We start from the raw sequence: 25830 nt of genomic DNA on the forward strand, positions 1-25830 counted from the left end.
CCCGGGCCGCCCGAGTAGCACCCCCTCCGGGCGAGACCCCCCCTTTGTTCGATCTCTTCTCGAACCACCCCTTGCGACCCACCGGCGCACCCCCCTCTTTGCGTCCGTGGCACCCCCGAGCGGAAGGCTTCGATCATCATGCGTACCGACATCCTNCGCAAGACCGCCCTGACCGCTGCTGGCCTGATCGCCACCGGCGGCGCCATCGCCGCCCCCGCCAGCGCCGCCTTCGCCGCCCCCACCGCGCAGCCCACCGCGCAGAGCGAGCGCGACGGCACCCGCGTACTCCCGGTCGACTACGAGGCCCAGCCGAACTTCTACTACTGCGGCCCCGCCGCCGCCCGCAACGCCCTGTCCGTACAGGACAAGGAAATCGACATGGACACGATGGCCAAGCGGATGGGCACCACCGAATCCGGCACCGACTCCATCAACGACATCACCCCAGTGCTGAACACCGAAACCGGCAGCGACGTGTACCGCAGCGTCGAGATCTCCACCCCCGCAGCCGACGACAAGCAGACCGACACCCTGCGCGAAGACATCATCCGCACCGTCGACGACGGCCGCGCCGTCGTAGCCAACATCGCCGGCACCGCCACCGACACCAACGGCGAGAGCCACTCCTTCGCCGGCGGCCACTACATCACCGTCAACGGCTACCGCGACGCCGGCAACGAAGTGAAGATCGCCGACTCGGCGAACCCGAACACCGCCGAGTACTGGATCACCACCGAAGCCCTCGCGGACTGGATCGCCACCCGCGGCTACTCCACCAGCTGACCACCACCAGACCAGGGCCGGCCCCCACCAAGGGGCCGGCCCTCGTCGTTGTCCGCCGAGGCCGGATGGGTGCGGGCCCGGGGTTGGACCGGTAGTCTGAGCCACCGTGACCGGTTACCTGGGCTCATACGCGATGCTCGGGCTCCTGCTCCTCGCCAGTCTGCTCTTCTTCGTAACGGCCTTCTCGGCCAACCGGATCCTGCGCCCGGCCCGCCCTGCCGAGCCGCCGGGTAAGCGCGCTACCTACGAGTGCGGGCTAGACCCGGTGGGCGGTGATTGGGCGCAAGCCCAGATTCGTTACTACGTGTACGCCTACCTGTACGTGTTGTTTGCGGTCGAGGCGGTCTTTCTCTTTCCCTGGGCTGTGATCTTCAACCGGCGTGGCTACGGGCTGGTCACCGTCGTGGAGATGGCGATCTTCGTGGCGGTGCTGGCGCTGGGCATCCTCTACGCCTGGCGGAAGAACATTCTGCGCTGGACCTGACCGCTCGGCAGCGGCTTCCGGGTGGTGGCGGTGCGCTCCGTGAGGCCGCGCCGGGTGGACGCAGGTGGTGCGTTACGCCAGACCGCGCCGGGTGGACGCGGGCGGGCGGTCTCCGCGGATGGTGGCCACCATGTCCAGGACCCGGCGGGTCGCCTGCACCTGGTGCGCCCGGAACACCCGGGCGCCCAGCCAGGCGGAGATGGCGGTGGCGGCGAGGGTGCCCTCCAGTCGCTCGACGGCCGGTAGGTCCAGGGTCTCGCCGATGAAGTCCTTGTTCGACAGGGCAACCAGCAGCGGCCAGCCGGTCCCGGCGAGCTCGTCGAGGCGGCGGGTGAGCTCCAAGGAGTGGTAAGTGTTCTTACCGAAGTCGTGGGCCGGGTCGATCAGAATGCCGTCGGGCCGTACCCCCAGCGACACCGCCCGCTCGGCGAGGCCGGTTACGGTCGCCACCACGTCTGCCAGTACGTCGTCGTAGGCGACCCGGTGTGGCCGGGTACGCGGTGCAAGCCCGCCCGCATGTGAGCAGAGCAGCCCGGCGCCGGTCTCCGCCGCGACCTGAGCCAGCGCTGGATCGGTGCCGGACCAGGTGTCATTCAGCAGGTCCGCGCCAGCGGCCACCGCCGCCACGGCTACCTCAGCACGCCAGGTGTCGATCGAGATGACCACGTCGGGGAAGGCAGCGCGGACCGCGGCGATGGTGGCCACGGTCCGGCGGATCTCCTCGGCCACGTCGACCTCGGCGCCAGGGCCAGCCTTGACCCCGCCGATGTCGATGATGTCCGCGCCCTCGGCAACCGCGCGCTCCACCGCGCGTAGTGCGCTCTCCTGCCCGAAGGTCGCGCCCCGGTCAAAGAACGAGTCCGGGGTGCGGTTGATGATCGCCATGACTCCGAGCTCACCGGGGCCGAAGGTTCGTCGGCCGAGCCGCAGTGCGTCCGCCATCCCGCCTCCCGAGGGTGTCGCCGGACCTCCCGGCCGTCCCGACGCTAGTCGGTGCCCGCCGAGCTGGCCGGACCGGCGGTCGATTCGCCTGCTCACCGGGTATCTGGGGTGGTGGGGTCGCCCCGCCCCGGGTGACGTGCCACGATCTGGTGCATGGGTCAGGTTCTGCTCCTGCTGGTCGTGGCGCTCACCGTCGCGGCGGTGGTCTTCGGCGTGGCGGTGTTGGTCACCGGTCGGGATTCGGGTCTTGTGCCAGCCGAGCCGGACGGGACGGCGGTGCCGCTGCCCAGCACCCGCCCGCTGCGGGAGTCCGATATCGGCCAGGTGCGGTTCGACACCGCGCTGCGTGGGTACCGGATGGCTCAGGTCGACCAGGCGATGCGCCGGGCGGCGTACGACATCGGCTACAAGACGGAGCTGATCGGGGTGTTGGAGGCAGAGGTAACCGCGTTGCGTGAGGGGCGCAACGCCGACGCTGAAGCACTCTTACGCGCCCGCGAGCAGGCGGCCGGAGCGCACTCCGGGGCCGCCGTTGATCCACCCAGTGGCGCAGCGCAGCGGGCCCAACCGCAGACCGGCGAGGCCGCTGGCGAGTCGGCGGATGAGGCCCGCTCCGGGGGCGAGGTCCGGTCCGGCGGTGAGGTCCGGTCAGAATCCGAAGCTCGGTCGGTTGACGAGACCCGATCAGACGCCGAGGCTCGTTCCGGCGGTGAGGTCGTGGGTGAGTCGGCGGAGGATGCTCGGTCAGCGGGCGTAGCGGACTCGACAGCCCGGTCGGAGTCGGTGTGACCGCGGGGGACGACGCCGAGAAGTGGGCCACCGCCGACGGCGCTGGCCTACCCGAGGTGGCGCGGCCAGGGGCCGCCGAGGTCACCGCGGCGGTGATCGTTGACGCGTCGGCCGAGCAGGTCTTCGCGGCGCTTGTCTCCTGGGAACGACAGGGAGAGTGGATTCCCTTCACCCAGGTCCGGGTGATCGAGGGGGACGGCGGCGAGGGCAGCCTGGTCGAGGCGGTCACCGCGATCGGACCGGCCACACTCCGCGACGAGATGCGGGTGGTCCGGGTGGACGCACCGTACGAGGTGCGTGTGATCCACTGCGGGAAGCTGCTGCGCGGCCCCGGCGTGCTGCGATGCACCCCGCTTGCCGGAGCGCGGACCCAGGTCGTCTGGCACGAGTGGTTCCAGCTTCCGGGCGGGGCGGCTGGACGGGTGGTGTGGCCCTTCTTGTGGCCCGGCTCGAAGGTCGGCCTCACGCAGGCCCTCCGGCGGTTCGGGCGGCGGGTGGAGCAGGGGCGCCTCCCCTGATCTGGGCGGCGGGTGGAGCAGGGCCGCCTCCCCTGATCTGCGTGGCTGGGGTGTCGGTGCGGTGTCGTAGCGTTGATGCGTGACTGATCTTGTGATTGGTGTCGATGGATCGCCCCGCTGCGCCTGGGGGGCGGGCACACCCGACTACGCCGTTTACCACGACACCGAGTGGGGTCGCCCGCTGCGCGGCGACGACGCCCTCTATGAGCGGATGACGCTGGAGGCGTTCCAGTCCGGGCTGTCGTGGCTGACCATCCTGCGGAAGCGAGCCGCGTTTCGGGAGGCGTTCGATGGGTTCCGGATCGAGTCGGTAGCAGCCTTCTCGGCGGCGGACGTTACCCGGCTACTCAATGACGCCGGCATCGTCCGTAACCGGGCCAAGATCGAGGCGGCGATATCCAACGCGCGGGTCGCGCTGGAGCTTCCGGTCGGTCTCTCCGCCCTGCTCTGGTCGTTCGCGCCGCCACCGCGGCAGGCCCGGCCGGCCTCTTTCGCGCAGGTGCCGGCGCTGACCGCCGAGTCCACCACGATGGCGAAGGCGTTGAAGAAGCGGGGTTTCCGGTTTGTCGGCCCGACCACTGCGTACGCGTTGATGCAGGCCACCGGCATGGTTGACGACCACCTCGCCGGTTGCCATGTGCCGGCGATCGATGCCGACGTGATGGGATGGAGTACATGACGACCGACACCGTGGACCGGGCCGACCAGGAGCCCCGCACCGACGGCGCGGACGCCTGGGCCGTGCTGCTGCCGCCGGGGCGGTACGAGGCGGAGCGGCTCGTGCACCATGACACGTTCGAGCTGAACAGTGCCGAGGGAACACAGCCGCGCCTGGGAGACCAGGTCGCGGTGCTGGTAGATGCGCCGTCCAGGCTGGTCGCACTGGGTCGGGTCACCGACATCGGCGACCTGCGTCCGGAAGGCCCGCCCGTGGAGCGGGTCGAGCCGCGGCTGGTGATCACGTATACCCGACGGTCTTTCGACACTCCGGTGTCGGCCGATGGCCTAGCGGTTGACGGGCCGGTCACACCGCTGGACCCGACGGCGTTCCAGGCGCTGGCCGACCAGCTCGGCCCGCCCCCGCCCCGACAGCCCTGGATGGTCAGTCTCAACCTGCCGATTGAGGCCGTGTCAGCGGCGGAGGCGGTCCGGGAGTTCTGGGCCTACGTGCAGGAGTTGGGCCCCCGCGAGCTACCCGCATTCGTCTGGCCGTCCGGCAACGAGCTGGCCATGCAGACGTTCGTCCTCGGCGAGGAGGCCAACCAGGACCCGGAGGAGGATGACTGACCGGGGGCAGACTTCGCCCCCGGCGCCGTCAGCGGCCCTCGAAGACCGGCTTCTGTTTGGCGACGAAAGCCATGGTGGCTGACCGGTGGTCGGTGGTGGCGCCACAGATCGACTGAGCCTGTGCCTCGGCGGCCAAGGCGTCGGCGAGAGTGCCCGCGTCCGCGATGGAGAGCTGCCGTTTGATCGCCCCGTACGCGATGGTTGGGCCAGCCGCCAACCGGGCGGCCAACTCCTGTGCCGCCGGCAGCACCTCCTCGTCGGTCGCGACCAGCCGGTTGAGCAGGCCGAGCTGGTGGGCCTCCGTCGCCCGTACCGGCTCGGCGAGCATCAGCAGCTCGACGGCCTTGGCGTGGCCGACGAGCCGGGGCAGCGTCCAGGAGGCGCCGGTGTCGGCGGCGAGCCCAACCTTGGCGAACGCCATCAGGAAGCTGGTGGAGGGTCCGCCGACCCGGATGTCGGCGAGGAAGGCCAGTGAGGCACCCGCCCCGGCGGCCATGCCGCCCACGGCGGCGACGACGGGTTTGGCCAGGCCCGCCAGCCGGGCAGCGATCGGGTTGTAGTGCGTTCCCACGGTGTCCAGTGGGTTACCCTCGCCGGACTCCAGCGTCTGTACGTGCTCGCGCAGGTCCTGACCGGCGCTGAACGAACCGCCCGACCCGGCCAGCACCACCGCCCGGCAGCTTCGGTCGCTCTCCAGCTCGGCCAGGGCGTCCCGGAATGCCTCCTTCAGCCCCGAGTCGAGCGCGTTCATGGCCGTGGGCCGGTTCAGGGTGAGGGTGACGACGGCGTCGGTGCGGTCGATGAGGAGTGGCTCGGTCACGGTGTCAATGACCTTTCTGTCCAGTTATGCGGTTACCGGCGTCGAGGCATGTCTCGACGTAGCGGTCGGCGGCCGGCCGTAGCCGGGCCGCGTGACGGTCGAAGAAGCTGCCCGCGGCGGTGCCCGGCCAGCGCTCCGGGAGCAGCGCCGGCGGCAGCTGCGGGTCCCGGAACAGGAAGGTGCGCCACGCGTGTACGAGCCGGAACCGGGCGGCGTACGCCTCCTCGTCCGGACTGCGTACGGTGACCCCGCCGAGTAGCGCCCGCTGTTCGGCGACGAACTGCTCATATGCCCGGCCGATCTCGGCCAGGTCCCAGGCGCGGCGGACAACGCCCATCGCGCCCGGCGTGCCGGCGACGTGCGCTGCGGTGAACCGCTCGTAGTGCACCCCCGCTTCGTCGAGGAGCAAGTCAACGTCCTCACCCGGTCGGGTGGCCACCCACGTGCACTCGTCGAGTGTGCCGTAGCCGAGGAAGCTCAGGTTCGCGGCGAGGCGCTGGCGTTCCCGGCGGGTGGTTGGTGCCGACACGACAAGCAGGTCGAAGCGCCCGTCCCAGCCAGTTTTGCCGGTGCGGTAGATCCGCGTGGCCGCCTCGTCCAACCGGCGAGCGGCTTTCGGGGTGATCGCGTAGCCGGGTCCGGTGGCCATCCGGAGGGGTTCGAGCCAGCCCTGACGCACCATCCGGGAGACCGCCGTGCGTACCGCTGGCGGTGCGATGCCCAGTGGTGCCAGCAGCTTGACCAGCGCAGCGACCTGCGCCCGGCCACCTCGGGGCCGGAGGTGGTCGCCGTATAGGTCGAAGAGTGCCGACCGTGCCTGCATGACCGCACATTGTGACAGGCCTTCTCGGGATAAGCTAGGTTCTGTTACATCAATACCGCCTCGGTTTGGGTCCGGCGGTGTTCATCAGGGAAAATCGTTGGTCGACACCCCGGTGAAGGTTGCGGGTGGTCGTGGCGAAGTGGCTGTGGGGCAACCCACCGACCCTGGTTCAGGTCTGAGGGGAGACAACATGGCGGCGATGAAGCCGCGGACGGGCGACGGTCCGCTGGAAGTCACCAAGGAGGGCCGTGGCATCGTCATGCGAGTCCCACTGGAGGGCGGTGGCCGGCTCGTCGTCGAGATGACTCCGGACGAGGCCAACGCGCTCGGTGAGGCGCTGAGGGCGGCTGCCGGCTGAGTACGGACCGTCTGCGCCTCGCGTGGGCGGTCCATCCGCCTCCTGATCCACCGGCGTTTCCCGCGCCGGTGGTCGTAGGCGTTGCTGAAGCGGGACGGCGAGGCGGTGGCTGCCCGGGACTCCGGGCGGCCACCGCCGGTCGTCGCCGACCCCACCGCGCTGCCCCGGCAGTCGGTTAATGGATCTTCTCCTGACCTGCGGAGGTAGCTCCGCGGGCTTCACTTCTCCTGGAAGGTACGGCGTCGCGTGCTCGCCATCCGTCTACTCGCCGAGCCTGAGCGGCTCGATGTCCTGGCCCTGCCCGTCCGACCCGCTGCCGAGGCGGAACCGTCAGCTCAGCTGGTGTCCGTCGCGGCGGCCCTGCCCGATGGGGTCGCCGACGAACTCGCCGGGCTGCTGCCGGTCGCGCGGCTGAGCGGCGATGCCGGCCAGACCTGGGACCAGATCCGACCCGGACGGGTACCGGTCCGCCTGTTCCCGTTCGGCATCGGGGCCGGGGACGAGGCGGCCTGGCGGACCGCCGGGGCCGCCCTCGCGCGCGCGGCGGCCAGTGCGGAGCACGTCACGCTCCCGCTACCGGCGGCTGCCACCCCAGCGGCCGTACGGGGGCTGGTGGAAGGGCTGCTCCTGGCGTCGTACCGGTTCCGGCTCGGCGCCGACGAGGCCGCCCCCGCCCTGGCCGCGGTTGACCTGGTGGCGTCGGATCCAGCGGAATACGCCGACGTGGTCGCGGGCGCCCGCACCACCGCGGAGATGACCCGACTCGCCCGCGACCTGGTGAACATGCCCTCGTCGGTTAAGCACCCGGAATGGTTCGCCGGGCAGGTGGCCGACGCCGCGGCCGACGTCCCCGACCTGCACCTGCGGGTCCGGGAACCGGAGGAGCTGGCCGCCGAGGGCTTCGGCGGGATCGTCGCGGTGGGCTCCGGCTCCGCCAACGGTCCCCGACTGGTCGAGCTGGACTGGCACCCGGCCGGGGCGCGGATGCATGTCGTGCTGGTCGGCAAGGGGATCACCTTCGACACCGGGGGGATCTCGATCAAACCCCCGGCCGGCATGAAGCTCATGCGCAAGGACATGGCCGGCGCGGCGGCGGTGGTGGCAGCCACGTTGGGGGCGGCCCGGCAGCGGCTGCCGGTCCGGGTCACCACCCTCGCCCCGCTCGCCGAGAACATGGTCAGCGGCGCCGCGTTCCGGCCGGGCGACATCATCCGCCACTACGGGGGCGTGACCAGCGAGACCACCAACTCCGACGCCGAGGGCCGGCTGGTCCTCGCCGATGCGCTCGCCTACGCCGTACGGGAACACCAGCCTGACCTGGTCATCGATCTGGCCACGTTGACCGGTGCGAACGCGGTGGCGCTGGGCAAGCGCACCGGCGCCCTGTACAGCGAGAACGACCGCCTCGCCGGGGATCTGTTGGCGGCGGTCAACGCAGCCGGTGAAGCGGCGTGGCGGATGCCGCTGCCGACCGACTATGTCGACTACCTCAGCAGCGAACTCGCCGACCTGTACAGCGCGCCAACCCAGGGAGCCGGGTCGGTGGTGGCGGCACTCTACCTGCGCGAGTTCCTCGGCGACCTGCGGGACCGGTGGGTGCATGTCGACATGTCGGCGCCGTCCTGGTCGGAAGGGGCGGACGCGGAGTTGACTCCGGGCGCCACCGGTTGGGGCGTCCGTTCGCTCCTGCGTTGGCTGGACACGCTCGGCTGACGCGGGTCCGCCCGCCCGGGCGGTTGCGCCGGCCCGGCCCCGCTCTCCGCTGGAGCTCCGGCTGTCCGCTGGAGCTCCAGCAGACAGCCGGTGTCCGGTCGCCTAGCAGCGCACCGCGGTGAGTAGCCCGTGGCCGACTGGGAGCAGGGCGGGGATCCAGTACTCGGACTCCCGGATTGCCTTGATCGTCTCCCGGGTGGTCACCGTCTCCACGTCCCGGGCGGTAGGGTCGGCGATCCGGCCGTCGGCCAGGGCGCCGTTGAGGGCGAGCACTCCACCCGGTCGGAGCAGCCGGTGGGCGGCCTCCACACAGGCGGCGAAGCCAGTTGCCTCGGTGTCAGCGAACACCAGGTCGTACGCGCCGTCGGCGAGGCGTGGCAGCACGTCCAGCGCGCGACCGGTAATGATCCGGCTCCGGCCAGCCGGGAAACCGGCCTCGGTGAAGATCCGGCGGGCAATGCGCTGATGCTCGACCTCACCGTCGATCGTGGTCAGCACCCCGTCCGGGCGCATCCCGCGCAGCAGCCAGACACCGCTGACGCCGGTACCGGTGCCGATCTCCACTACCGCGCGGGCGTTCCCCGCCGCGGCCAGCAGCCGCAGGGCCGCACCCGCACCGGGGGTTACCGCATCGAGGCCGACCTCGTGGGCGAGCGCGCGGGCGGTGCGCAGTACGAGATCCTCGGTCACGTACGACTCGGCGAGCTGTAGCGCCTGGGTCGAAGAGCCGGAATTGGCGACCGTGGCGATGGGGCACCTCCGGACGGCGTTCGGGTCGGAGCGGGCTCCGGGTGCTGCGGCAGCATGATCGGAACACGCCCTTCAGGGGTGAGTGGGGCACTGTGAGCCTAGAGGCGATGTGCACGGGGCGCAGCCGCGCGTCCCGGCATTGACGATCACGGTGGGCAACCGTGACTCCACCCCTGGCTTCCGTGCAATCCTGGAGGCGGTGCCCGAACGAGTGCGACGGGTCGAGCGTGGTTGGCGCGGATGGGCCCGGGACGAGTGGGAGGCAGCGACGTGACCGATGGCTGGGACTGGCGCCAGCCCGGGACGGGTGCCGCAGCGGCGGGCTCGTCGTCGGCCTCTCCTCCGTCCGGTGGACCGGGTTCGCCCTGGTGGTCCGACGCGTTGGCCGACCCGTGGCGGGACCCGATGGCACCGGCAGCGGTGGTCGTGCCCGCCGCGCCGGTTCCCGGCACCGAGCCGGAGCCGGTTACCGACCCGGACTCGTCGGCCCGCCCCACACTGTGGCACCTGCTGATCATTCCGTTGGTTGCGGCCCTGCTCGCCGGTGCGCTGGGGGGTGCGCTCGGCTACGCGTTCGCGATCCGGGGCGGTACCGCCCCGGTCCTCGGTGGCGCTCCGATCCAGCCGCCGGAGCTAGCCCAGCGCCAGCCGGAGTCGCTCGCCGGGGTGGCTGAGCGGGTGCTGCCGAGCGTGGTCACGGTTCGGGTGGCGGGTCCCGACGGGATGAGTGAGGGTTCCGGCTTCATCGCCACCACCGACGGCTATGTGATTACCAACGACCATGTGGTGGCGGGTGCGACCGGGCCAGCCACGGTGATCTTCAATGACGGGAGCTCCGCCCCGGCCACCCTTGTCGGCCAGGATCCGGAGTCGGACATCGCGGTCATCAAAGTCACGAAGGAGGGGCTCCGCCCGGTGGCGTTCGGTGACTCGGAAGCGCTCGCGGTCGGCGATCCGGTGTTGGCCATCGGGTCGCCGCTCTCCCTGGCCAACACGGTCACCGCCGGCATCATCAGCGCCCTCGACCGGACGATGCAGGCGGGCGAGCCGGGCGGCCCCACCCGCTACTACGCGGCGATTCAGACCGACGCGGCGGTCAACCACGGCAACTCCGGTGGCCCCCTGGTGGACGGTGCCGGACGGGTGATCGGGGTCAACTCCACGATCAAGTCGCTGGTCGCCGAGGGGCAGGAGGCCGGCAACATCGGGCTCGCGTTCGCGATTCCGATCAACCAGGCCAAGCGGATCACCCAGGACATCATCAGCACCGGCAAGGCCCGTCGTACGGTGATCGGCGCCCAGGTGGGCGGCCGGGGTGTGGGTGCCGGGGTGGGGGTCCGGTTGGTCTCGGTGGAGCCCTCCGGTCCGGCGGCCAGCGCCGGGCTGCGGGCGAATGATGTGATCGTCGCGCTCAACGGGCGGCCGACGAAGGAGCCGACCGACCTGATCGCCCTGGTCCGTAAGTTCGCACCCGGATCCGTGGTGGTGGTGGAGTACCGGCGTGGCACGTCGCGGCGGAATGCCTCGGTGACCCTGGTCGCGGATCTGAAGTGAGCCGCCGGGCCCCTGCCGAGTTAGCCTGTGACGTGCGTAGGCTTGCGCTGAAGCCGAAGGGAGGATCGTGCGGTGTTCGACAACCTGAACGTGTGGGAGCTCGGTGCGCTGCTGCTCCTGGCGCTGTTGATCTTCGGTGACCGGCTGCCCTCGGTCATCAGTGACGGTCTGCGGATGGTGCGTAACCTGCGCCGGATGGCGACCAACGCCACCACTGACCTGAGTCGGGAACTGGGCACCGACATCCAGCTCCAGGACCTGCACCCGAAGGCGTTCGTTCGCAAGCACCTGCTCAGCGAGGAGGATGAGGCGGCGATTCGGAAGCCGTTGCAGGGGGTTTATGACAACCTGCGGGCCGATGTCACCAGCGTGCACGAGGAGCTGAAGGACGTCGCCACCGCCGTTGACCCGGCCAGCCGCCCAGCCCCGACAACCGGCGGTGCCTCGCCCGCGCCCACTCCTCGGATCAGCTACGACGACGCGACCTGACTGGCGCGACCAGCCATGACGACGCGACCTGACTGAAGGCGCAACCAGCACGACGGCCCGGCTGAGTGACGGCGTGACCAGCTACGACCTGACGGACGCCTCGGCAGGGCCTGGTTGCAAGGCCGAACTATGGTGCCGTGGCATGACTAGCATCGACTGCGGATCGACGCCGCCCGTCAGTGCCGCCGGCGATGACCCAACGGCGGCGCGGGGCAGGGAGCTCTTCCTGGCGACTCGGAACACCACCGTCGAGGCATCGCTGAGCTCCACAGTCGCCGTCCTGACGATGCCCGGCTACCTCCTCGAGAATGGCCTGACCGCAGCCGAGATCAGCAACCTACGTGCCCGCCTGATCGGCTGACCGGCGGGCCCAGCAAGAGATCTGGGGGAGTAGGGCTCGACCAGGTTGAGCTAGCTGCCGGCCGGCTTGAGGCCCAGCGGTTTGCCGAGCAGCGACTCACGTCGTACCGCGAGCCGGTCGGCGACCTGGCCCAGCGCCGCGGCGGCGGGGGAGGCCGGCTCGGCGAGCACGACCGGGTTGCCCTCGTCGCCGGCCTCGCGGACTCGGGTGTCGAGCGGGATCTGACCGAGCAGCGGCACCTGCGCACCGATGGCCTTCGTCAACGAGTCGGCGACCGTTTGGCCGCCGCCGGCCCCGAAGACCTCCATCCGGGTGCCGTCCGGCAGCTCCAGCCACGACATGTTCTCGATGACACCGACCACCCGCTGGTGGGTCTGCAACGCGATCGCGCCGGCCCGCTCCGCCACCTCGGCGGCGGCGGTCTGCGGCGTGGTGACCACCAGGATCTCGGCGTTGGGCAGCAGCTGGGCCAGCGAGATTGCCACGTCTCCGGTGCCCGGGGGCAGGTCGAGCAGGAGCACGTCCAGGTCGCCCCAGTACACGTCGGCGAGGAACTGCTGTAGCGCCCGGTGCAGCATCGGGCCGCGCCACACCACGGCGGCGTTGCCGGGAGTGAACATCCCGATCGAGATGACCTTCACGCCGTGCGACTCGGGCGGCATGATCATGTCTTCGACGCGGGTGGGCCGCCCCTCGGTCCCGAGCATCCGCGGCACCGAGTGGCCGTAGATGTCGGCGTCAACCACCCCGACGGAGAGTCCCCGGGCGGCCAGCGCCGCCGCCAGGTTGACCGTCACGCTGGACTTGCCGACGCCGCCCTTGCCGCTGGCCACCGCGTACACCCGAGTGCGGGAGCCGGGCTGGGCGAACGGAATCACCGGCTCCTGGTCGGTGCCGCCGCCGCGGAGTTTGGTCTGGAGTTCCTTGCGCTGCTCGGGGCTCATCACGCCGAATTCGATCTCCACCCCCGTCACCCCCGGCACCGCGCCCACGGCGTCCGTGATGTCCGAGCGCAGCTTCTCTTTCAGTGGGCAGCCGGCGACGGTGAGTAGCAGCTCAACCTGAACCACGCCGTCGTCGCCGATCTCCGCGGAGCGGACCATGCCCAATTCCGTGATGGGACGGCGGATCTCCGGGTCGTTGACAGTGGCCAGGGCGGCCTGAATCGCGTCGGAGACGGTATTGGCGGGTGCAGACATGACGGCAATGCTACGTCGGGGACGACGTGGCGCCGTTCTGGGCGGCAGTGGTGTGAGCGAATCGATCACGGACCGGGGTCGGCGGTCACCGGTTCCCGGCGCCGGTGCGGCCGTCCCCGGCCGAGTCGGTCTCCACCTCATCCCGGGGTTCGTCGAGCCCGTCCCCGTCAACCGGCCACCCCGGAGCCCGGTGTTGCCGGTGTAACCGGCGTTGGGCGGCGTCGTCCAGCTCCTCGGCGAGCCGGGCCAGCTCGGAGCGGAGGAAGTCGCGGGTGGCGACCTCGCCCATCGCGTTGCGGAGCGCGGCGATCTCCCGGGCCAGGTACTCGGTGTCGGCCTTCTGAGCGGTCGCCCGACGTCGGTCCTCCTCCAGCGCCAGCCGGTCCCGGTCCGCCTGGCGGTTCTGGGCGAGCAGGATCAGCGGCGCTGCGTAGCTTGCCTGCAACGACAACATCAGAGTCAGGAACGTGAAGGTGTACGGGTCGAACCGAAGATGCGCGGGGGCGAGCGTGTTCCAGATGAACCAGGTGGCGATCACCACCGTCATGTAGACGATGAAGTGGGCGGTGCCCATTCTCCGGGCGATCGCCTCCGACCACCGGCCGAAGGCCTCCGGGTCGAACCGGGGCAGCTGGACGCGGCGGACCTCGCGTGGCTGGTCCAACCGCTCCGGCCGCCGCCGCTCAACCATCCGCACCGTCCGACGACTCGCCGGTGACGATCGGGGCGGGCGGCCGCGCGTCTCGGTCCCGCCAGTCCCGCGGCAGCAGATGGTCCAGCACGTCGTCCACTGTGACCGCGCCCACCAGGCGGCTACTGCGGTCGATCACCGGCATGGCGACCAGGTCGTAGGTGGCCATCCGGCGGGTGATCTCAGGTAGCGGAGTAACCGGCCGCAACGGGTCGATGTCGTTGACCACCACCCCACCCAACAGGTCGGCCGGCGGTTCCCGCAGCAGCCGTTGGAAGTGCACGATTCCGAGGTAGCGGCCGGTCGGTGTGGTCATCGGCGCCCGGGTGACGAAGACCTGGGCGGCCACCGCGGGGGAGAGCTGGGGTTCGCGGATTCGGGCCAGTGCCTCGGCGACCGTGGCGTCCGGGGGCAGAATCACCGGCTCGGAGGTCATCACCGAGCCGGCCGTGCCCGGCATGTACTTGAGGAGCTGGCGTACGGGATCGGCCTCCTCCGGCTCCATCAGATCGAGCAGGACATCCTGCTCCGGTGGCGGCAACGCGCCGAGCAGGTCGGCGGCGTCGTCCGGGTCCATCTGCTCCAGCACGTCCGCGGCCCGCTCTCGGTCCAGTGCGGCCAGGACCTCCACCTGGTCGTGCTCCGGCAATTCGCTGAGTACGTTGGCCAGCCGTTCGTCGTCGAAGGCGGTAGCGATTTCGTTGCGCCGTTCGTCGGGCAGGTCCTGCAGGGCGTTCGCCAGGTCCGCGGGGCGCATCTCATCTAGGACCGCCAGCAGGTTGGCGGTCCCCCGGTTGTTGGCGATCCCGCTCAACCCGCGGACCCGGTCCCACTCGATCTGGCGCAGGTTACCGCGGCGGGTGAGTCGACCGGTGTGCTCGCGGACGGCGACCCGGGCCAACGTCCACTCGTCGCGGGTCGCCTCCATGGCGATATCCACCACGACCCCGGCCAACCCGTCCGGGTGGATCTGCACCCGGCGGTCGAGTAGTTCCTGGAGGACGAGCAACTCGTTCGGGCGCTTCTCGAAACGGCGCAGGTTGAGGGTGCCGGTGCCGAGAACCACAGCGTCCGAGTCGATCGAGGTGATCCGGTTGATCGAGAGGAAGATCCGCCGCCGCATCGGCATCTCGGCGACCAGGCCGACCACCTCCGGCGGGTGCTTTGTGGCCCGCAGCCGAGCTACCGCGTCGCGGACCCGGCCCACCTGGTCGCCGTTGGGGTCGTAGACGGCGACTCCGGCGAGCCGGGCGATGTAGACCCGGGTCGGCGTGCTCACGCAGACCAGCCTAAGCGCCTACTGTCTATCAGCATGTCGACCCTGGATTACGAGATCGTGGACGTCTTCACCGATCGCCCCTTCGCCGGTAACCCCCTGGCGGTGGTGTTCGGCGCCCACGGGTTGGCCACGGAGCAGATGCAGGCGCTCGCACTGGAGTTCAACCTCTCCGAGACGGTCTTCGTGCTCCCACCCACCCGGGCCGACGCCACCTATCGGGTACGAATCTTCACCCCGGTTGACGAGTTGCCGTTCGCCGGTCACCCGAGTGTCGGCGCGGCGGTCGCCGCCAGCCGGCGGGGTCTCTTCGCCGCCAGTTCGGTGCGGCAGGAGTGCGGTGCCGGTGTGCTGCCGATCGAGGTGACCGCGACCGGCGCGACGCTGACCGGCGGTACGCCGACGCTCGGCCCCGAACTGGATCCGGGGCCGCTGCTGGAGGTGGTTGGCCTCACCGGGGTTGACCGGGCGGGGCCGGCGCCCCGGGTGGCCGGCTGCGGCCTGGAGTTTCCGTACCTGTCGGTGCATCCGCATGCGGTACCACGCGCCCAGCTGAATCCGGGGGCAGCGCAGCGGTACGGAATAGAAGACGTCGCGGTCTTCTCCTGGGATGCCGAGTCGCGGACCGCGCACACCCGGGTCTTCGTCCCCGGGCTGGGTGTGCCGGAGGACCCGGCGACCGGGTCGGCCGCCCTGGGGCTGGGGGTGTGGTTGGTGGCCAGTGGGTTGCTACCTGGTGCGGGCCGAACCGGTTACGCCGTCCGCCAGGGCAGCGAGATCAACCGGCCATCCTCGTTGGCCTGCACGGTCACCGCGGCCGACGGGGCCGCCCTCGGCGCTACCGTCGCCGGTCGGGTGGCACCGGTGGCCCGAGGCGAGATTGTGATCCCGCCGTTCGTCGGTTGAGCGGCGCGGGCGTTGTCTTGGCTGCCGCGGTGGCAATGCGAATCTGCGTCAACCCCCGACCGTGGGTGCGGACCTGCGGTGGGTGCGGGAGGATGCGGGGGTGAGTGACGCGGTACGACGCAGCAACCTGCTGGTTGACGAGGCGCTAAAGAAGGCGGCCATCGCCTGGGTCGGTGTCGCTGACGGCCCGGCGTCCGCGATCTGGTGTGTGCCCCAAGCGGGCGCGCTCCTCGTGGTCAGCGGGCCAGGGGAGCAGTCTGCCCCCGGGCTCGCCGACGCGAGGCGGGCGGAGGTCACGCTGCGGGGTGATCACGGCGGCCGGATCGTCACCTGGCCCGCGGAAGTGACCCGATTGCTGCCCGGTACCGAAGACTGGGAGACCAGCGCGCCACTGGTAGCGGCTAAGCGGTTGAATGCACCGGGTTCGGCTGCCGACCTTGTGGCCCGCTGGGCGGCGGCCGGTTGCGCGCTCAACCGCCTCGTTCCCGCCGGCGATCCGCTGGCCGGCTCGGCACTTCCCACCGCTTCGCTGGCCCAGCCGCCCCGCCCGGCGGCGGTGGTTCGGACTACCCGCAAGCCGTTCCGGCTGCACCGCGTCCGACGGCGCTGATCTCAGCCGGCGACGACTTCGACCGCCTGGTGCTGCGGAGCGGCCCCCGGCGATCCGGCGTCGATCAGGTCGACCACGGCGGACAGGGAGGCCAGTTCCGGCCCGGTCCAGCCGGTGTCGGGGTTGAAGGTCAGATGGTCGGCGAGGTCCGGGGCCGCCAGGCGTACCGCGCGTAGCCCGGCCCGCTCCGCCCCGGTCAATTCCTGACTACCCCCGTCCCCGACGTACAGGCAGGCGGCGGGCGGTAGTCCCAGGTGTCGGCAGGCGGCCCGGTACAGCTCCGGGTCAGGCTTGCAGCGGCCGACTTGGACCGAGAGGACTCGGACGTCGAGGAACGGATAGATCGGTAGCTGCGGCAGGAACGCGGGCAGTTCGTGGGTGCAGTCACTGACCAACCCGATCCGGAGCCCGCGCTGGCGCAGGGCGGCGAGGGTTGCTACCGCATCGGCACGAAGGCGGGTGTCCGCGCGGATGGCGTGGAACCGGGCGATCACCGCCGACCGGAGCGCCTCGGTTGAGGGCTGAACCCCGGCCTGCGCACAGACCCAGCGCAGGGTCGCCTCGGCGGCGCCCAGGGCGCCGGTAGCGCGCTGGTAGTAGGTGCGGTTGAGGACGTTGACGAACACCTCCGGCGGGCAGCCGAGCAGCTCAGCCGTCGTACGGTGGGCGTTGCCGCGCCGTATGGCGCAGGTCAGTGTGCCAAAGAAGTCGAAGAGCACCGCCTGGAACCTGGGCATCGGGGCCTTTCGGCGGTGAAGGGTCGGCGGTGAGTCGCGGACGATCGTAATCGAAGGCTGATCGAGCCGGCTTCGGATACGTGTGACTATTGCTCTTTGTGCCTGCCCTGCCGTCCCGATTGCCACCGGAGCCGCTGACCGTCGGCGCGCTCGCCGTAGCCGTGCTCGCCGTGTCGTCCTCCGCGCCGCTGGTGGCCTTCGCCGCGGCACCGGCCCTGGCGGTCGCCTTTTGGCGCAATCTGCTCTCGACCGTGGCGCTCGGTCCGGCCACTCTGCTCCTTCGACGGGCGGAGCTGCGGGCGTTGGTTGCTCCGGCTGGACGACGGGCCGGCCGGTACTGCGTCTTCTCTGGTGTCGCGCTCGCCGCGCACTTCGCCACCTGGATGCCGAGCGCCAAGCTCACCACGGTGGCGGCGGCTACTGCGCTGGTCGCCACCCAACCCGTCTGGCAGGGGCTGATCGCGCAGGCCCAGGGGCGGCGACTGCCGAGGGCGGTGTGGGTCGGCGTCGGGGTGGCGGTCGCCGGCGCGGCACTAGCCACCGGGGCCGACTTCGCGCTCTCCGGGCCGGCGTTCCTCGGTGACCTGCTCGCGATCCTCGGCGGAATGTTCGGCGCGGTCTACACGGCGCTGGGGGAGCAGGCTCGTCGAACGGTCAGCACCACCACGTACACCACCGTCTGTTACGGCGTCTGCGCCCTGATCCTGCTCGTGGTCTGCTGGGTCGGTGGGGTGCAGTTGTCCGGCTTCGACACCCATACCTGGCTCGCGGTGCTGGCCCTGGTGGCCGGTGCCCAGCTGCTTGGTCATTCGATGTTCACCTACGCGCTGCGTCGGGTCTCGGCCACCACGGTCAGTATGCTGATCTTGTTGGAGGCGCCCGGTGCAGCGCTGATCGGCTGGGTCTGGCTGGGCCAATTGCCGCAGCCGTTAGCGCTGCCGGGCCTGGTGTTGCTTCTGGCGGGTGTCGCGGTGGTGATCCATAGCAGCGCGCGGAGCTATCGCGCCTGACCTGTCCCGGAGTCCGGGCTCCCGTCGATGCCGACCGCCGTTGCGCTGGCTGCCCAGAGTTGAGCAGCCAACTGCGGATCAGTTGCTTTCCGGACTGGTTGGCGGAGCCGAAGATCCTGGTAGTACCCGCCGCTGTGGAGCCGTTCCGGAGCCTGTTTGGCGAGCCAGACCAGGGTCTCGGCCCCCTTTTCCGCGCTGCGGGCCGGCAACAGGCGCATGGCGAAGGTGATCAGCCGGCTGTCACCGCCGAATCGGGTCCGCACCACGCCCGGGTGGAAGCAGTACGTCGGCAGGTCCGGCCAGCGTCGGGCTGCCTCCGTGGTGAACAGGATGTTCGCCTGTTTGCTGGTGCCGTAGGCGCTCATCGCGCGGTACCGGCGCAGCGGCTGGTTGAGATCGTTCGGGTTGAGCGACCCGCTGCGGTGGGCGGCGGACGCGGTCACCACGACCCGGCCGAGCCGATCCCGCAGGAGATTGGTCAACAGGAACGGCGCGAGATGGTTGGTCTGAATCGATAGCTCGTAGCCGTCAACGGTGGTGGTCGGCGTGAGCGCGATCGTCCCAGCGTTGTTGGCTAACACGTCGATCCGGTCGTATGCGGCGCGCAGCCGTTCTGCCAGGGCACGGACATCGTCGAGGACGGCGAAGTCCGCGCGGAACACCTCCGGCAGTTCGCCAGCAGCGTCCCGGACCTGCTCGGCGGCGACGTGGAGGCGGGCCGCATCGCGCCCGACGAGTACCACCTGGTCGCCCCGGCAGGCCAGGTCAATGGCGGCGGCGAGGCCGATGCCGGAGCTGGCTCCGGTCACCACTGTCAGCCGACGCCCAGTGAGATCTTCCACAGGTCCGTTCACCCCAGTCACGGCACGAGGTTACCGTGACGTCCCACGTACTTTGAGCATCGTTAAGCCGTCTGTTTGGATCGCTAAGTCCACATACGTCTGCTGGTTGAGGTGGCGCCGGCCTGTCGCCGGACGCTGGAAGGAGCGCTTACATGACCGCAGTCGGTCGCCCCCGTCGGTCCTGCCTCGCAGTACCGGGTTCCAGCGTCAAGATGTTGGGGAAGGCGCAGGGCCTCCCCGCCGATCAGGTCTTCCTCGATCTGGAGGACGCGGTCGCCCCGCTCGCGAAGCCAGACGCGCGGAAGAACATCGTCGCCGCCCTCAACGAGGGCGACTGGACCGGCAAGACCCGGGTGGTCCGGGTAAACGACCTGACCACTCCATGGACCTACCGGGACGTTATCGATGTCGTCGAGGGCGCCGGCGCCAACCTGGACTGCATCATGCTGCCGAAGGTGCAGGACGCCGGCCAGGTGCAGTGGCTGGATCTCACCCTCACCCAGGTGGAGAAGACCCTCGGTCTCCAGGTCGGGCGGATCGGTATCGAGGCGCAGATCGAGAACGCGGCCGGCCTGGTGAACGTTGATGCGATCGCTGCGGCGTCGCCCCGGGTGGAGACCATCATTTTCGGCCCCGCCGACTTCATGGCATCGATCAACATGAAGTCGCTGGCGGTCGGGGCGTTGATTCCGGACTACCCGGGCGATCCCTACCACTACATTCTGATGCGCATCCTGATGGCCGCTCGGATGCATGACAAGCAGGCGATCGATGGCCCGTTCCTACAGATCCGGGACGTTGACGGGTTCCGCGATGTGGCTAAGCGGTCCGCCGCGCTCGGCTTCGACGGGAAATGGGTGCTGCACCCGGGCCAGCTGGAGGCCGCAAACGAGGTCTACTCGCCGGCCCAGGACGACTACGACCACGCCGAGCTGATCCTCGACGCCTACCAGCACTACACCTCGGAGGCCGGGGGGAAGCTCGGTGCCGTGATGCTCGGCGACGAGATGATTGACGAGGCGTCGCGCAAGATGGCCCTGGTGATCGCGGCGAAGGGCCGAGCAGCCGGGATGGTTCGTGCCTCCTCCTTCACCCCGCCGGCCCAGTAGCAGGCCGGCCCCCGGCGGCCTGGGTTCTCCCGGGGCGGCCCGCTGCGGCTGGGTGGGCTCAGACAGTGCTTGCGGTTCCGGCAGTGGCGATAAGGACGATCACCACCACGTACAAGACGGCGAAGAGAACTCCCAGGCCGGTCAGGATCCAGCCGACGATGATCGCGGCCTTCGCCATACCGGCACCGCTCTCGCCGGTTTCCCGGATTTGCTTCTGCGCGACGTGGCCGAGGATTGCCCCGACCGGCGCGGTGATGCAGGACATGAGCCCGACCAGCGACAACACCAGGGCGGCGATGGCCAGACCGTTCGTCTTCGGCTGCGGGTAGCCGTAGCCCGGGTACATCGGCTGTGGGTAGCCGCCCGCCGGGTAGGCGCCCGGGTACGGGCCGGTCGGGGGGTATTGGGCGCTCCCGGCAGGTTGGCCGGGGGCGGGTTGGCCGCTTGCCGGGGCGACAGGAGTGGACTGCTGCCCCGGAATGACGTGTTGCTGACTGTCGTCCGGCAACCCGGCGAGGGGTCGAGTGGGGTCCTGCCAGTCGCCAGAGGACGGGGGGTAGGTCATGGTCGTGTTCTGCTCTCCATCAAGGTACTGGTGAGCCGTCAGGGTAATCAGCCGAATGAAACTCGGGGAAACCGCCACCGCGCCGCATTGCTCGGCCCGGGGCAAACAGGCAGGATTCTGACATGGTGATTGACGCGAGAGCCGGCAGCCGACCGAGACGAGACGCGAGTCGTCGCGGCGCGGCCCGCCGTAGCCGGGCGACGGGTGGTGGCCCCGACGGGCCGGACGGTCCGGGCGGGCAGGACGAGCGTGTACCCCTGCCGGAGCCGGTCACCATGCGGCTCGACGGAAGGGTGGCGTTGGTGACCGGAGCCGGCAGCCCGGACGGAATCGGGTACGCGACCGCGCGTCGCCTCGCCGACCTGGGCGCGCGCGTCGCCATCGTCTCCACCACTCGCCGCATCCACGAGCGGGCGGCCGAGCTGGGGGTCACCGGATTTGTGGCTGACCTGACCGACGAGTCGGAGGTCGGTGCGTTGGCGGATGCGGTCACCGAGCAGCTCGGTGACGTGGAGGTGTTGGTCAACAACGCCGGCTTGGCGAGCCGGGCGAGCCCGGAGGTATTGCGGCCGGTTGCCCAGCTCAGCTACGAGGAGTGGCGCGGTGAGATCGATCGCAACCTCACCACAGCCTTCCTGTGTAGCCGGGCGTTCATCGGCGGGATGGCCGAGCGGGGTTGGGGCCGGATCGTGAGCTTGGCGGCGACCGCTGGCCCGGTCAACGCCTTGCCAACTGAGGCCGCCTACGCGGCGGCCAAGGCTGGCGTCGTCGGGCTGACCCGGGCGTTGGCGATGGAGATGATTGCGGACGGGGTGACCGTCAACGCGGTAGCGCCGGGGACCATTCACACCGCCGCGTCAACGATGGCCGAGCTCAAACAAGGACTCGGTACGCCGGTCGGCCGGCCGGGCACGCCGGACGAGGTGGCGGCGTCCGTCGCCTTTCTCTGCTCGCCGGCTGCCTCCTACATCACCGGCCAGATGCTGGTGGTGGACGGCGGCAACAGTGTGCGCGAGGCGCAGTTCCGCTGACCTTGCGACACTCGGGTGGGCGGGACTGCCCCTCGGCGGCCGGGCCCACGCCCCCGGGGCCCGTCGGCGTTCCGACTTAGTACGTGCCGTTGTCGTTGCCGCCGATGGCGGCCAGGACCGTCCATCCGCAGCAGGCCAACAGGCCGAACGCGGTGAAGATGTAGCTGAGGATCAGGCCCACGGTGGCGAGTTGGCCGCCGGACTCGCCGCTGGTGCGCAGCTGCCGGCGGGCCAGGTGGCCGAGGACGATGCCCGCGGGTGGGAATACGAAGGCGAAAACCAGGGAGAGGACGGCGAGGACGTTCGTCGCAGAGCTCTTCGGCGGGCCGTAGAGATGGTGCTGTTGCTCCCACTGTTGCTGCTGCCCCCACTGGGGCTGCTGCTGCCCCCACTGGTGTTGCTGTTGTTCCCATTGTTGTTGCTGTTCCCACTGCTGCTGCCCCCACTGGGGCTGGCTGCTCTGTGCGGCATCGTGCTCCGGCGGCTGGTCTGGGCCGGCTCGGTGCGAGGGAGGTGGCTCCGGGCCGGCGGTGGGCTGTTCCCAGGGAGACGCGGGCCGGTCGGGATCCGGTGGACCGGACGACGGTGGCTGGCTCACGATCTTCTCCTCCTGCCGAGGTCCCTATGGCCGGACGCTACCCCGGCCGGTGAAACTTTTCACAGCGGTTGGGGGGACTGGTCATCTTGGCGGCAACGCCCGCGCCGCCGATACTGGCCGGGCATTTGGTTACTCCCGAGTAGTGGATCGACCCGGAGGCGGATATGGCTCGACTCGCCCAAACACCCGGCCTGACGGACGTGCAACAGTCGATTCTGGAAACCGTCCGGGAGTTCGCGAACAAGGAGATCATCCCGCACGCGCAGCGGCTGGAGCGCGCCGACGAGTACCCGGCCGACATCCTGGACGGGATGCGCGAGATGGGGCTGTTTGGCCTGACCATCGGCGAGGAGTACGGCGGCCTGGGAGAGTCTCTGCTGACCTACGCGCTGGTGGTCGAGGAGCTGTCCCGTGGTTGGATGTCGATCTCCGGGATCGTGAACACCCACTTCATCGTGGCGTACCTGATCTCTCAGCACGGCTCGGTTGACCAGCGGGCTCGGCTGCTGCCGAAGATGGCGACCGGCGAGGTGCGCGGAGCGTTTTCGATGTCCGAGCCGGAGTGTGGCTCCGACGTCTCGGCGATCACCTCGCGGGCGGTCCGGGACGGTGCGGATTTCGTCCTCAACGGCCAGAAGATGTGGCTGACCAACGGGGCGTACGCATCGGTGGTCGCCACCTTGGTCAAGACCGACACCGGTGCCGATTCGGTGTACGGGAACATGAGCACCTTCTTGCTGGAGAAGGAGCCGGGCTTTGGGGAGACCGCTCCGGGCCTCACCATCCCGGGAAAGATCGACAAGATGGGCTACAAAGGGGTCGAGACCACCGAGATGATTCTCGACGGCGTGACCGTCCCCGAGTCCGCGGTGCTCGGCGGAGCGGAACAGGTCGGTCGCGGCTTCTACCAGATGATGGACGGAATCGAGGTGGGCCGGGTAAACGTGGCGGCCCGGGCCTGTGGCATCTCGATCCGCGCCTTCGAGCTGGCCGCCGCGTACGCGCAGCAGCGCCGTACCTTCGGTCAGCCGCTCGCCCAACACCAGGCCATCGCGTTCAAGCTGGCCGAGATGGGAACGAAGATCGAGGCCGCGCATGCGTTGATGGTCAACGCCGCCCGGCTCAAGGACGCCGGTCAGCGTAACGATGTCGAGGCCGGCATGGCCAAGCTACTCGCCTCCGAGTACTGCGCGGAGGTGGTCCAGGAGGCGTTCCGTATCCACGGTGGCTACGGCTACTCCAAGGAGTACGAGATCGAGCGCCTGATGCGGGAGGCCCCGTTCCTGCTCATCGGTGAGGGCACTTCGGAGATCCAGAAGACCATCATCTCCCGTGGTCTGCTCAAGGAGTACCGGCTCTGACGTCCTGGTCAGGCTCGGCGGCTCAGGCCGGCCGCGGCGCGTTCGATGGCGAGGCAACGGTCCTCGACGTAGTCGATGCCAGCGTCGGCGGCGATCCGCCGAGCCGTGGGGGAGACGATCCCGAGTTGCAGCCATACCGCCGGTGCGCCGATCGCGACCGCCGCGCGGACAACCTCCACCGCATCGTCGGCCGGGCGGAAGATGTCCACCAGGTCGACCGGGTGCGGGAGGTCGGCGAGGGACGGGTATGCGCGCTCGCCGAACAACTCGTCCACGGCCGGGTTGACCGGGATGATTCGCCATCCGTGCTGTTGAAGTTGTAGCGGCACGGTGTGCGCGGGCTTTCGCAGATCACGGGACGCGCCGACCACGGCGATGACGGCGGCGTCGGCGAGGATCTGCTGGGGCGTGCGCATCCATCGACTCTAACGCCGCTGGTCGTGGCGGGCCGCTAGGAGCGCGGGTGAGCCAGCGGGGTGCCGCCGGCAACGTCCGCGCCGAGGGGGTTCGGTAGGGGACGGGATCCCAGGGGGGGTTCGGTAGGGACGGCTAGAGCAGGCTGAGCTGCTCGGCGGGTGGCCGTTCGGGTGGCCGTTCGGAGGGCCGGGGGGCGTCCCGGGAAGCGCCTGGGTGTAGGCCGTGCCGGCGTGCCGCGATCCGGACCCGGGCGGTCAGCTCCCGCTGGTACGACTGCGGGGAGTACGCGCCTGCCCCGTACAGCTCGCGGTAGCGGGGGACGAGGTGCGGAAAGGTGCGTCCGAGCCAGCGGGCATACCAGTCCCGGGCCCCGGCGCGTAGGTGTAGTGCGATCGGGGTCACGCCGGTCGCACCGGCGGCGGCGATCGCCGCCACGGTCGCCTCGATGGATTCGTCGTTGTCGCTGAGGCCGGGCAGGATCGGTGCCATCAGCACCTCGACGGCGAAGCCGGCCTCGGTGAGTTGGCGGACCACGTGCAGCCGACGACCTGGGCTCGGCGTGCCCGGCTCGACCGCCCGCCAGAGCCGTTCGTCCACGAAGCCCAACGAGCAGGCCAGGCTGACCCGGGTCACCTGGGCGGCCTGGCGGAGCAAGGGAAGGTCGCGCAGGATGAGGGTGCCCTTGGTGAGGATCGAGAAGGGGTTGGCGAAATCCCGCAGAGCGCTGATGATCTCCGGTAGGAGTCGGTAGCGCCCCTCGGCTCGCTGGTAGCAGTCCACGTTGGTGCCCATCGCGATCTGCGCGCCTCGCCAGCTGGGTGCCGCCAACTCCCGGCGGAGCAGCTCACCAGCATTGGTCTTGACGATCACTCTTCGATCGAAGTCGGCGCCGGCGTCGAGGCCGAGGTAGGTGTGCGTGTTGCGGGCGAAGCAGTACACGCAAGCGTGGCTGCAGCCCCGATACGGGTTGATGGTCCACTCGAAGGGGACCCGGGAGGCGCTGGGGACTCGGTTGATGATCGACTTTGCCTGGATTTCATAGAAGGTCATCCCGGCGAAGTCGGGCGTGGGGAAGCTGCGGGCGGTGGCGCCGGTGAGCGCCAGCGGCAGGGGTGGTGTCGCTGGCGCTGACCCGTCGAGGCCGATCGTGCTCGGATCGGCGGCGAGGTTTTCCCAGCGCATGGCTGGTATTCGAACACAGGTACGAACAGGTGGCAAGCGCTGTGGGCGCGGAGGTCCGGGCAGGTCAGTGCGGGTGCTCGGCGAGCTTCTTGCGGACGTCGTCCATGTCCAGCGCCTCGACCTGCTCGATCAGGTTCTCGAGGGCCGACTCGGGTAGCGCGCCGGGCTGAGCGAAGACGATGACCCCGTCGCGGATCGCCATGATCGTTGGGATGGAGCGGATGTCGAACTTTGCGCCCAGCTCCTGCTGTGCCTCGGTGTCGACCTTGCCGAAGACGATGTCTGGGTGCTTCTCCGAGGAGCGCTCGTACACCGGGGCGAACCGCTTGCAGGGGCCGCACCAATCGGCCCAGAAGTCAACCAGCACGATTCCGTCGCCGCCGGTCAACTCGTCGAAGTTCGCCGTGGTCAGCTCAACGGTTGCCATCTCAATCTCTCCGATCGCGTGGAACAGCTACCTCTGGTCGAACCGAGGCGTGCCGCGTGGAATTCCCGGGTTCCGATGGCCGAAACGTCGCCGTAGCTGGTTCGGTTACGGCGGGGGTCGAACTCATCGATGCTCGTCGTTTGTCGATTGGGTGCTGCAATACGCAAGTGCATGTCGCATTTGCGTTACCGCTGGTGA

General features: G+C 69.9%; 30 protein-coding genes and 1 pseudogene. 17 read left to right on the forward strand and 14 right to left on the reverse strand.

From position 1 onward, the window contains the following. The first annotated feature begins 138 nt into the window (after positions 1-138). Together B116_RS0103055 and ndhC are read left to right on the forward strand one after the other, a co-directional pair. Entirely contained in the window at positions 139-783 is a 645-nt protein-coding gene (locus tag B116_RS0103055) for a C39 family peptidase (RefSeq protein ID WP_027659178.1), read from the forward strand. A gap of 106 nt (positions 784-889) precedes the next feature. Then, positions 890-1267, forward strand: coding sequence for an NADH-quinone oxidoreductase subunit A (gene ndhC / locus B116_RS0103060; RefSeq protein ID WP_018721334.1), 378 nt, complete (start codon positions 890-892; stop codon positions 1265-1267). 72 nt (positions 1268-1339) lie between these two features. Here the strand turns inward: ndhC and folP are convergent, their stop codons facing one another. Continuing rightward, positions 1340-2209: a dihydropteroate synthase gene (gene folP, locus B116_RS0103065; protein WP_027659179.1), complete on the reverse strand. Its 870-nt coding sequence runs from the start codon at positions 2207-2209 to the stop codon at positions 1340-1342. A gap of 153 nt (positions 2210-2362) precedes the next feature. On the opposite strand from folP, the gene B116_RS0103070 reads away from it, so the two are divergent. The 4 genes from B116_RS0103070 to B116_RS0103085 all read left to right on the forward strand — a co-directional run bounded on the left by B116_RS0103070 (position 2363) and on the right by B116_RS0103085 (position 4803). Further along, on the forward strand, positions 2363-2998 hold the full coding sequence (locus B116_RS0103070; RefSeq protein ID WP_018721332.1) for a DivIVA domain-containing protein: 636 nt from the start codon (positions 2363-2365) through the stop codon (positions 2996-2998). After that, complete coding sequence (locus B116_RS0103075) at positions 2995-3516, forward strand: SRPBCC family protein (protein ID WP_027659180.1); 522 nt, start codon at positions 2995-2997, stop codon at positions 3514-3516. Before B116_RS0103070 ends, B116_RS0103075 begins: the two co-directional genes overlap by 4 nt. Before the next feature lie 79 nt (positions 3517-3595). After that, on the forward strand, positions 3596-4195 hold the full coding sequence (locus B116_RS0103080) for a DNA-3-methyladenine glycosylase I (RefSeq protein ID WP_026321537.1): 600 nt from the start codon (positions 3596-3598) through the stop codon (positions 4193-4195). Continuing rightward, on the forward strand, positions 4192-4803 hold the full coding sequence (locus tag B116_RS0103085; RefSeq protein ID WP_018721329.1) for a hypothetical protein: 612 nt from the start codon (positions 4192-4194) through the stop codon (positions 4801-4803). Before B116_RS0103080 ends, B116_RS0103085 begins: the two co-directional genes overlap by 4 nt. A gap of 28 nt (positions 4804-4831) precedes the next feature. Here the strand turns inward: B116_RS0103085 and B116_RS0103090 are convergent, their stop codons facing one another. After that, positions 4832-5623, reverse strand: a complete 792-nt coding sequence (locus B116_RS0103090; RefSeq protein ID WP_018721328.1) for an enoyl-CoA hydratase-related protein — start codon at positions 5621-5623, stop codon at positions 4832-4834. 4 nt (positions 5624-5627) lie between these two features. After that, complete coding sequence (locus B116_RS0103095) at positions 5628-6446, reverse strand: PaaX family transcriptional regulator (RefSeq protein ID WP_018721327.1); 819 nt, start codon at positions 6444-6446, stop codon at positions 5628-5630. 190 nt (positions 6447-6636) lie between these two features. On the opposite strand from B116_RS0103095, the gene B116_RS26170 reads away from it, so the two are divergent. Together B116_RS26170 and B116_RS0103105 are read left to right on the forward strand one after the other, a co-directional pair. Then, the gene (locus B116_RS26170) at positions 6637-6804 is read left to right on the forward strand and encodes a DUF3117 domain-containing protein (RefSeq protein ID WP_018721326.1); all 168 of its coding nucleotides are present in this window, start codon (positions 6637-6639) and stop codon (positions 6802-6804) included. Positions 6805-7050: 246 nt separating this feature from the next. Next, positions 7051-8517 carry a leucyl aminopeptidase family protein gene (locus B116_RS0103105; RefSeq protein WP_027659181.1) on the forward strand — a complete coding sequence of 489 codons (1467 nt, stop codon included), beginning with the start codon at positions 7051-7053 and terminating at the stop codon, positions 8515-8517. Between the two features lie 102 nt (positions 8518-8619). On the opposite strand, the gene B116_RS0103110 is transcribed toward B116_RS0103105, so the two are convergent. Then, on the reverse strand, positions 8620-9207 hold the full coding sequence (locus B116_RS0103110) for an O-methyltransferase (RefSeq protein ID WP_027659182.1): 588 nt from the start codon (positions 9205-9207) through the stop codon (positions 8620-8622). A gap of 330 nt (positions 9208-9537) precedes the next feature. Between B116_RS0103110 and B116_RS0103120 the strand changes: the two genes are divergently transcribed. The 3 genes and pseudogenes from B116_RS0103120 to B116_RS26175 form a co-directional block, all read left to right on the forward strand. After that, complete coding sequence (locus tag B116_RS0103120; RefSeq protein ID WP_082312680.1) at positions 9538-10821, forward strand: S1C family serine protease; 1284 nt, start codon at positions 9538-9540, stop codon at positions 10819-10821. A gap of 72 nt (positions 10822-10893) precedes the next feature. Next, positions 10894-11310, forward strand: a complete 417-nt coding sequence (locus tag B116_RS0103125) for a Sec-independent protein translocase family protein (RefSeq protein ID WP_018721322.1) — start codon at positions 10894-10896, stop codon at positions 11308-11310. A gap of 226 nt (positions 11311-11536) precedes the next feature. Continuing rightward, positions 11537-11671 (forward strand): annotated as a pseudogene (locus B116_RS26175) (tyrosine-protein phosphatase); the annotation flags it as partial. A gap of 50 nt (positions 11672-11721) precedes the next feature. On the opposite strand, the gene B116_RS0103135 reads toward B116_RS26175, so the two are convergent. The 3 genes from B116_RS0103135 to B116_RS0103145 form a co-directional block, all read right to left on the reverse strand. Further along, positions 11722-12870, reverse strand: a complete 1149-nt coding sequence (locus tag B116_RS0103135; protein WP_018721320.1) for an Mrp/NBP35 family ATP-binding protein — start codon at positions 12868-12870, stop codon at positions 11722-11724. Between the two features lie 85 nt (positions 12871-12955). Continuing rightward, positions 12956-13561, reverse strand: coding sequence for a DUF1003 domain-containing protein (locus B116_RS0103140; RefSeq protein ID WP_020608250.1), 606 nt, complete (start codon positions 13559-13561; stop codon positions 12956-12958). Next, positions 13554-14840 carry a magnesium transporter MgtE N-terminal domain-containing protein gene (locus tag B116_RS0103145; RefSeq protein ID WP_027659185.1) on the reverse strand — a complete coding sequence of 429 codons (1287 nt, stop codon included), beginning with the start codon at positions 14838-14840 and terminating at the stop codon, positions 13554-13556. The genes B116_RS0103140 and B116_RS0103145 overlap by 8 nt, the downstream gene beginning before the upstream one ends. A 33-nt stretch (positions 14841-14873) precedes the next feature. Here B116_RS0103145 and B116_RS0103150 point away from each other — a divergent pair, with 33 nt between their 5' ends. Both B116_RS0103150 and B116_RS0103155 read left to right on the forward strand, forming a co-directional pair. Beyond that, positions 14874-15743, forward strand: coding sequence for a PhzF family phenazine biosynthesis protein (locus tag B116_RS0103150; RefSeq protein WP_027659186.1), 870 nt, complete (start codon positions 14874-14876; stop codon positions 15741-15743). A 100-nt stretch (positions 15744-15843) separates the two neighbouring features. Continuing rightward, positions 15844-16353 (forward strand): hypothetical protein, encoded by a 510-nt coding sequence (locus B116_RS0103155; RefSeq protein WP_027659187.1) that lies wholly within the window; start codon positions 15844-15846, stop codon positions 16351-16353. A gap of 2 nt (positions 16354-16355) precedes the next feature. Here the strand turns inward: B116_RS0103155 and B116_RS0103160 are convergent, their stop codons facing one another. After that, on the reverse strand, positions 16356-17090 hold the full coding sequence (locus tag B116_RS0103160) for an HAD family hydrolase (RefSeq protein WP_027659188.1): 735 nt from the start codon (positions 17088-17090) through the stop codon (positions 16356-16358). 98 nt (positions 17091-17188) lie between these two features. Between B116_RS0103160 and B116_RS0103165 the strand changes: the two genes are divergently transcribed. After that, positions 17189-18100 (forward strand): DMT family transporter, encoded by a 912-nt coding sequence (locus B116_RS0103165; protein WP_020608249.1) that lies wholly within the window; start codon positions 17189-17191, stop codon positions 18098-18100. Here the strand turns inward: B116_RS0103165 and B116_RS0103170 are convergent. Next, positions 18088-18942 carry an SDR family NAD(P)-dependent oxidoreductase gene (locus tag B116_RS0103170; RefSeq protein ID WP_027659189.1) on the reverse strand — a complete coding sequence of 285 codons (855 nt, stop codon included), beginning with the start codon at positions 18940-18942 and terminating at the stop codon, positions 18088-18090. The genes B116_RS0103165 and B116_RS0103170 overlap by 13 nt on opposite strands. A gap of 152 nt (positions 18943-19094) precedes the next feature. Here B116_RS0103170 and B116_RS0103175 point away from each other — a divergent pair, with 152 nt between their 5' ends. After that, complete coding sequence (locus B116_RS0103175; RefSeq protein ID WP_018721312.1) at positions 19095-20051, forward strand: HpcH/HpaI aldolase/citrate lyase family protein; 957 nt, start codon at positions 19095-19097, stop codon at positions 20049-20051. Positions 20052-20109: 58 nt separating this feature from the next. Here B116_RS0103175 and B116_RS0103180 read toward each other — a convergent pair whose 3' ends face one another. After that, a complete protein-coding gene (locus B116_RS0103180) occupies positions 20110-20616 on the reverse strand; it encodes a DUF4190 domain-containing protein (protein WP_027659190.1) in 507 nt (168 codons plus the stop codon). Positions 20617-20738: 122 nt separating this feature from the next. Between B116_RS0103180 and B116_RS0103185 the strand changes: the two genes are divergently transcribed. Beyond that, complete coding sequence (locus B116_RS0103185) at positions 20739-21647, forward strand: SDR family NAD(P)-dependent oxidoreductase (protein WP_018721310.1); 909 nt, start codon at positions 20739-20741, stop codon at positions 21645-21647. A 76-nt stretch (positions 21648-21723) separates the two neighbouring features. On the opposite strand, the gene B116_RS0103190 is transcribed toward B116_RS0103185, so the two are convergent. Next, on the reverse strand, positions 21724-22245 hold the full coding sequence (locus B116_RS0103190; protein ID WP_027659191.1) for a DUF4190 domain-containing protein: 522 nt from the start codon (positions 22243-22245) through the stop codon (positions 21724-21726). A gap of 164 nt (positions 22246-22409) precedes the next feature. Here B116_RS0103190 and B116_RS0103195 point away from each other — a divergent pair, with 164 nt between their 5' ends. Further along, positions 22410-23606, forward strand: a complete 1197-nt coding sequence (locus B116_RS0103195; RefSeq protein ID WP_018721308.1) for an acyl-CoA dehydrogenase family protein — start codon at positions 22410-22412, stop codon at positions 23604-23606. Between the two features lie 8 nt (positions 23607-23614). On the opposite strand, the gene B116_RS0103200 is transcribed toward B116_RS0103195, so the two are convergent. From B116_RS0103200 to trxA, 3 genes are all read right to left on the reverse strand, one after another. Next, positions 23615-24022 (reverse strand): CoA-binding protein, encoded by a 408-nt coding sequence (locus B116_RS0103200; protein WP_027659192.1) that lies wholly within the window; start codon positions 24020-24022, stop codon positions 23615-23617. 133 nt (positions 24023-24155) lie between these two features. Continuing rightward, positions 24156-25205: an Rv2578c family radical SAM protein gene (locus tag B116_RS0103205; RefSeq protein WP_018721306.1), complete on the reverse strand. Its 1050-nt coding sequence runs from the start codon at positions 25203-25205 to the stop codon at positions 24156-24158. A 64-nt stretch (positions 25206-25269) separates the two neighbouring features. Beyond that, positions 25270-25632 carry a thioredoxin gene (gene trxA, locus B116_RS0103210; RefSeq protein WP_018721305.1) on the reverse strand — a complete coding sequence of 121 codons (363 nt, stop codon included), beginning with the start codon at positions 25630-25632 and terminating at the stop codon, positions 25270-25272. Positions 25633-25830 lie beyond the last annotated feature (198 nt).

The sequence above is a fragment of the Salinispora fenicalii genome (assembly GCF_000514815.1).
Classification (GTDB): domain Bacteria; phylum Actinomycetota; class Actinomycetes; order Mycobacteriales; family Micromonosporaceae; genus Micromonospora; species Micromonospora fenicalii.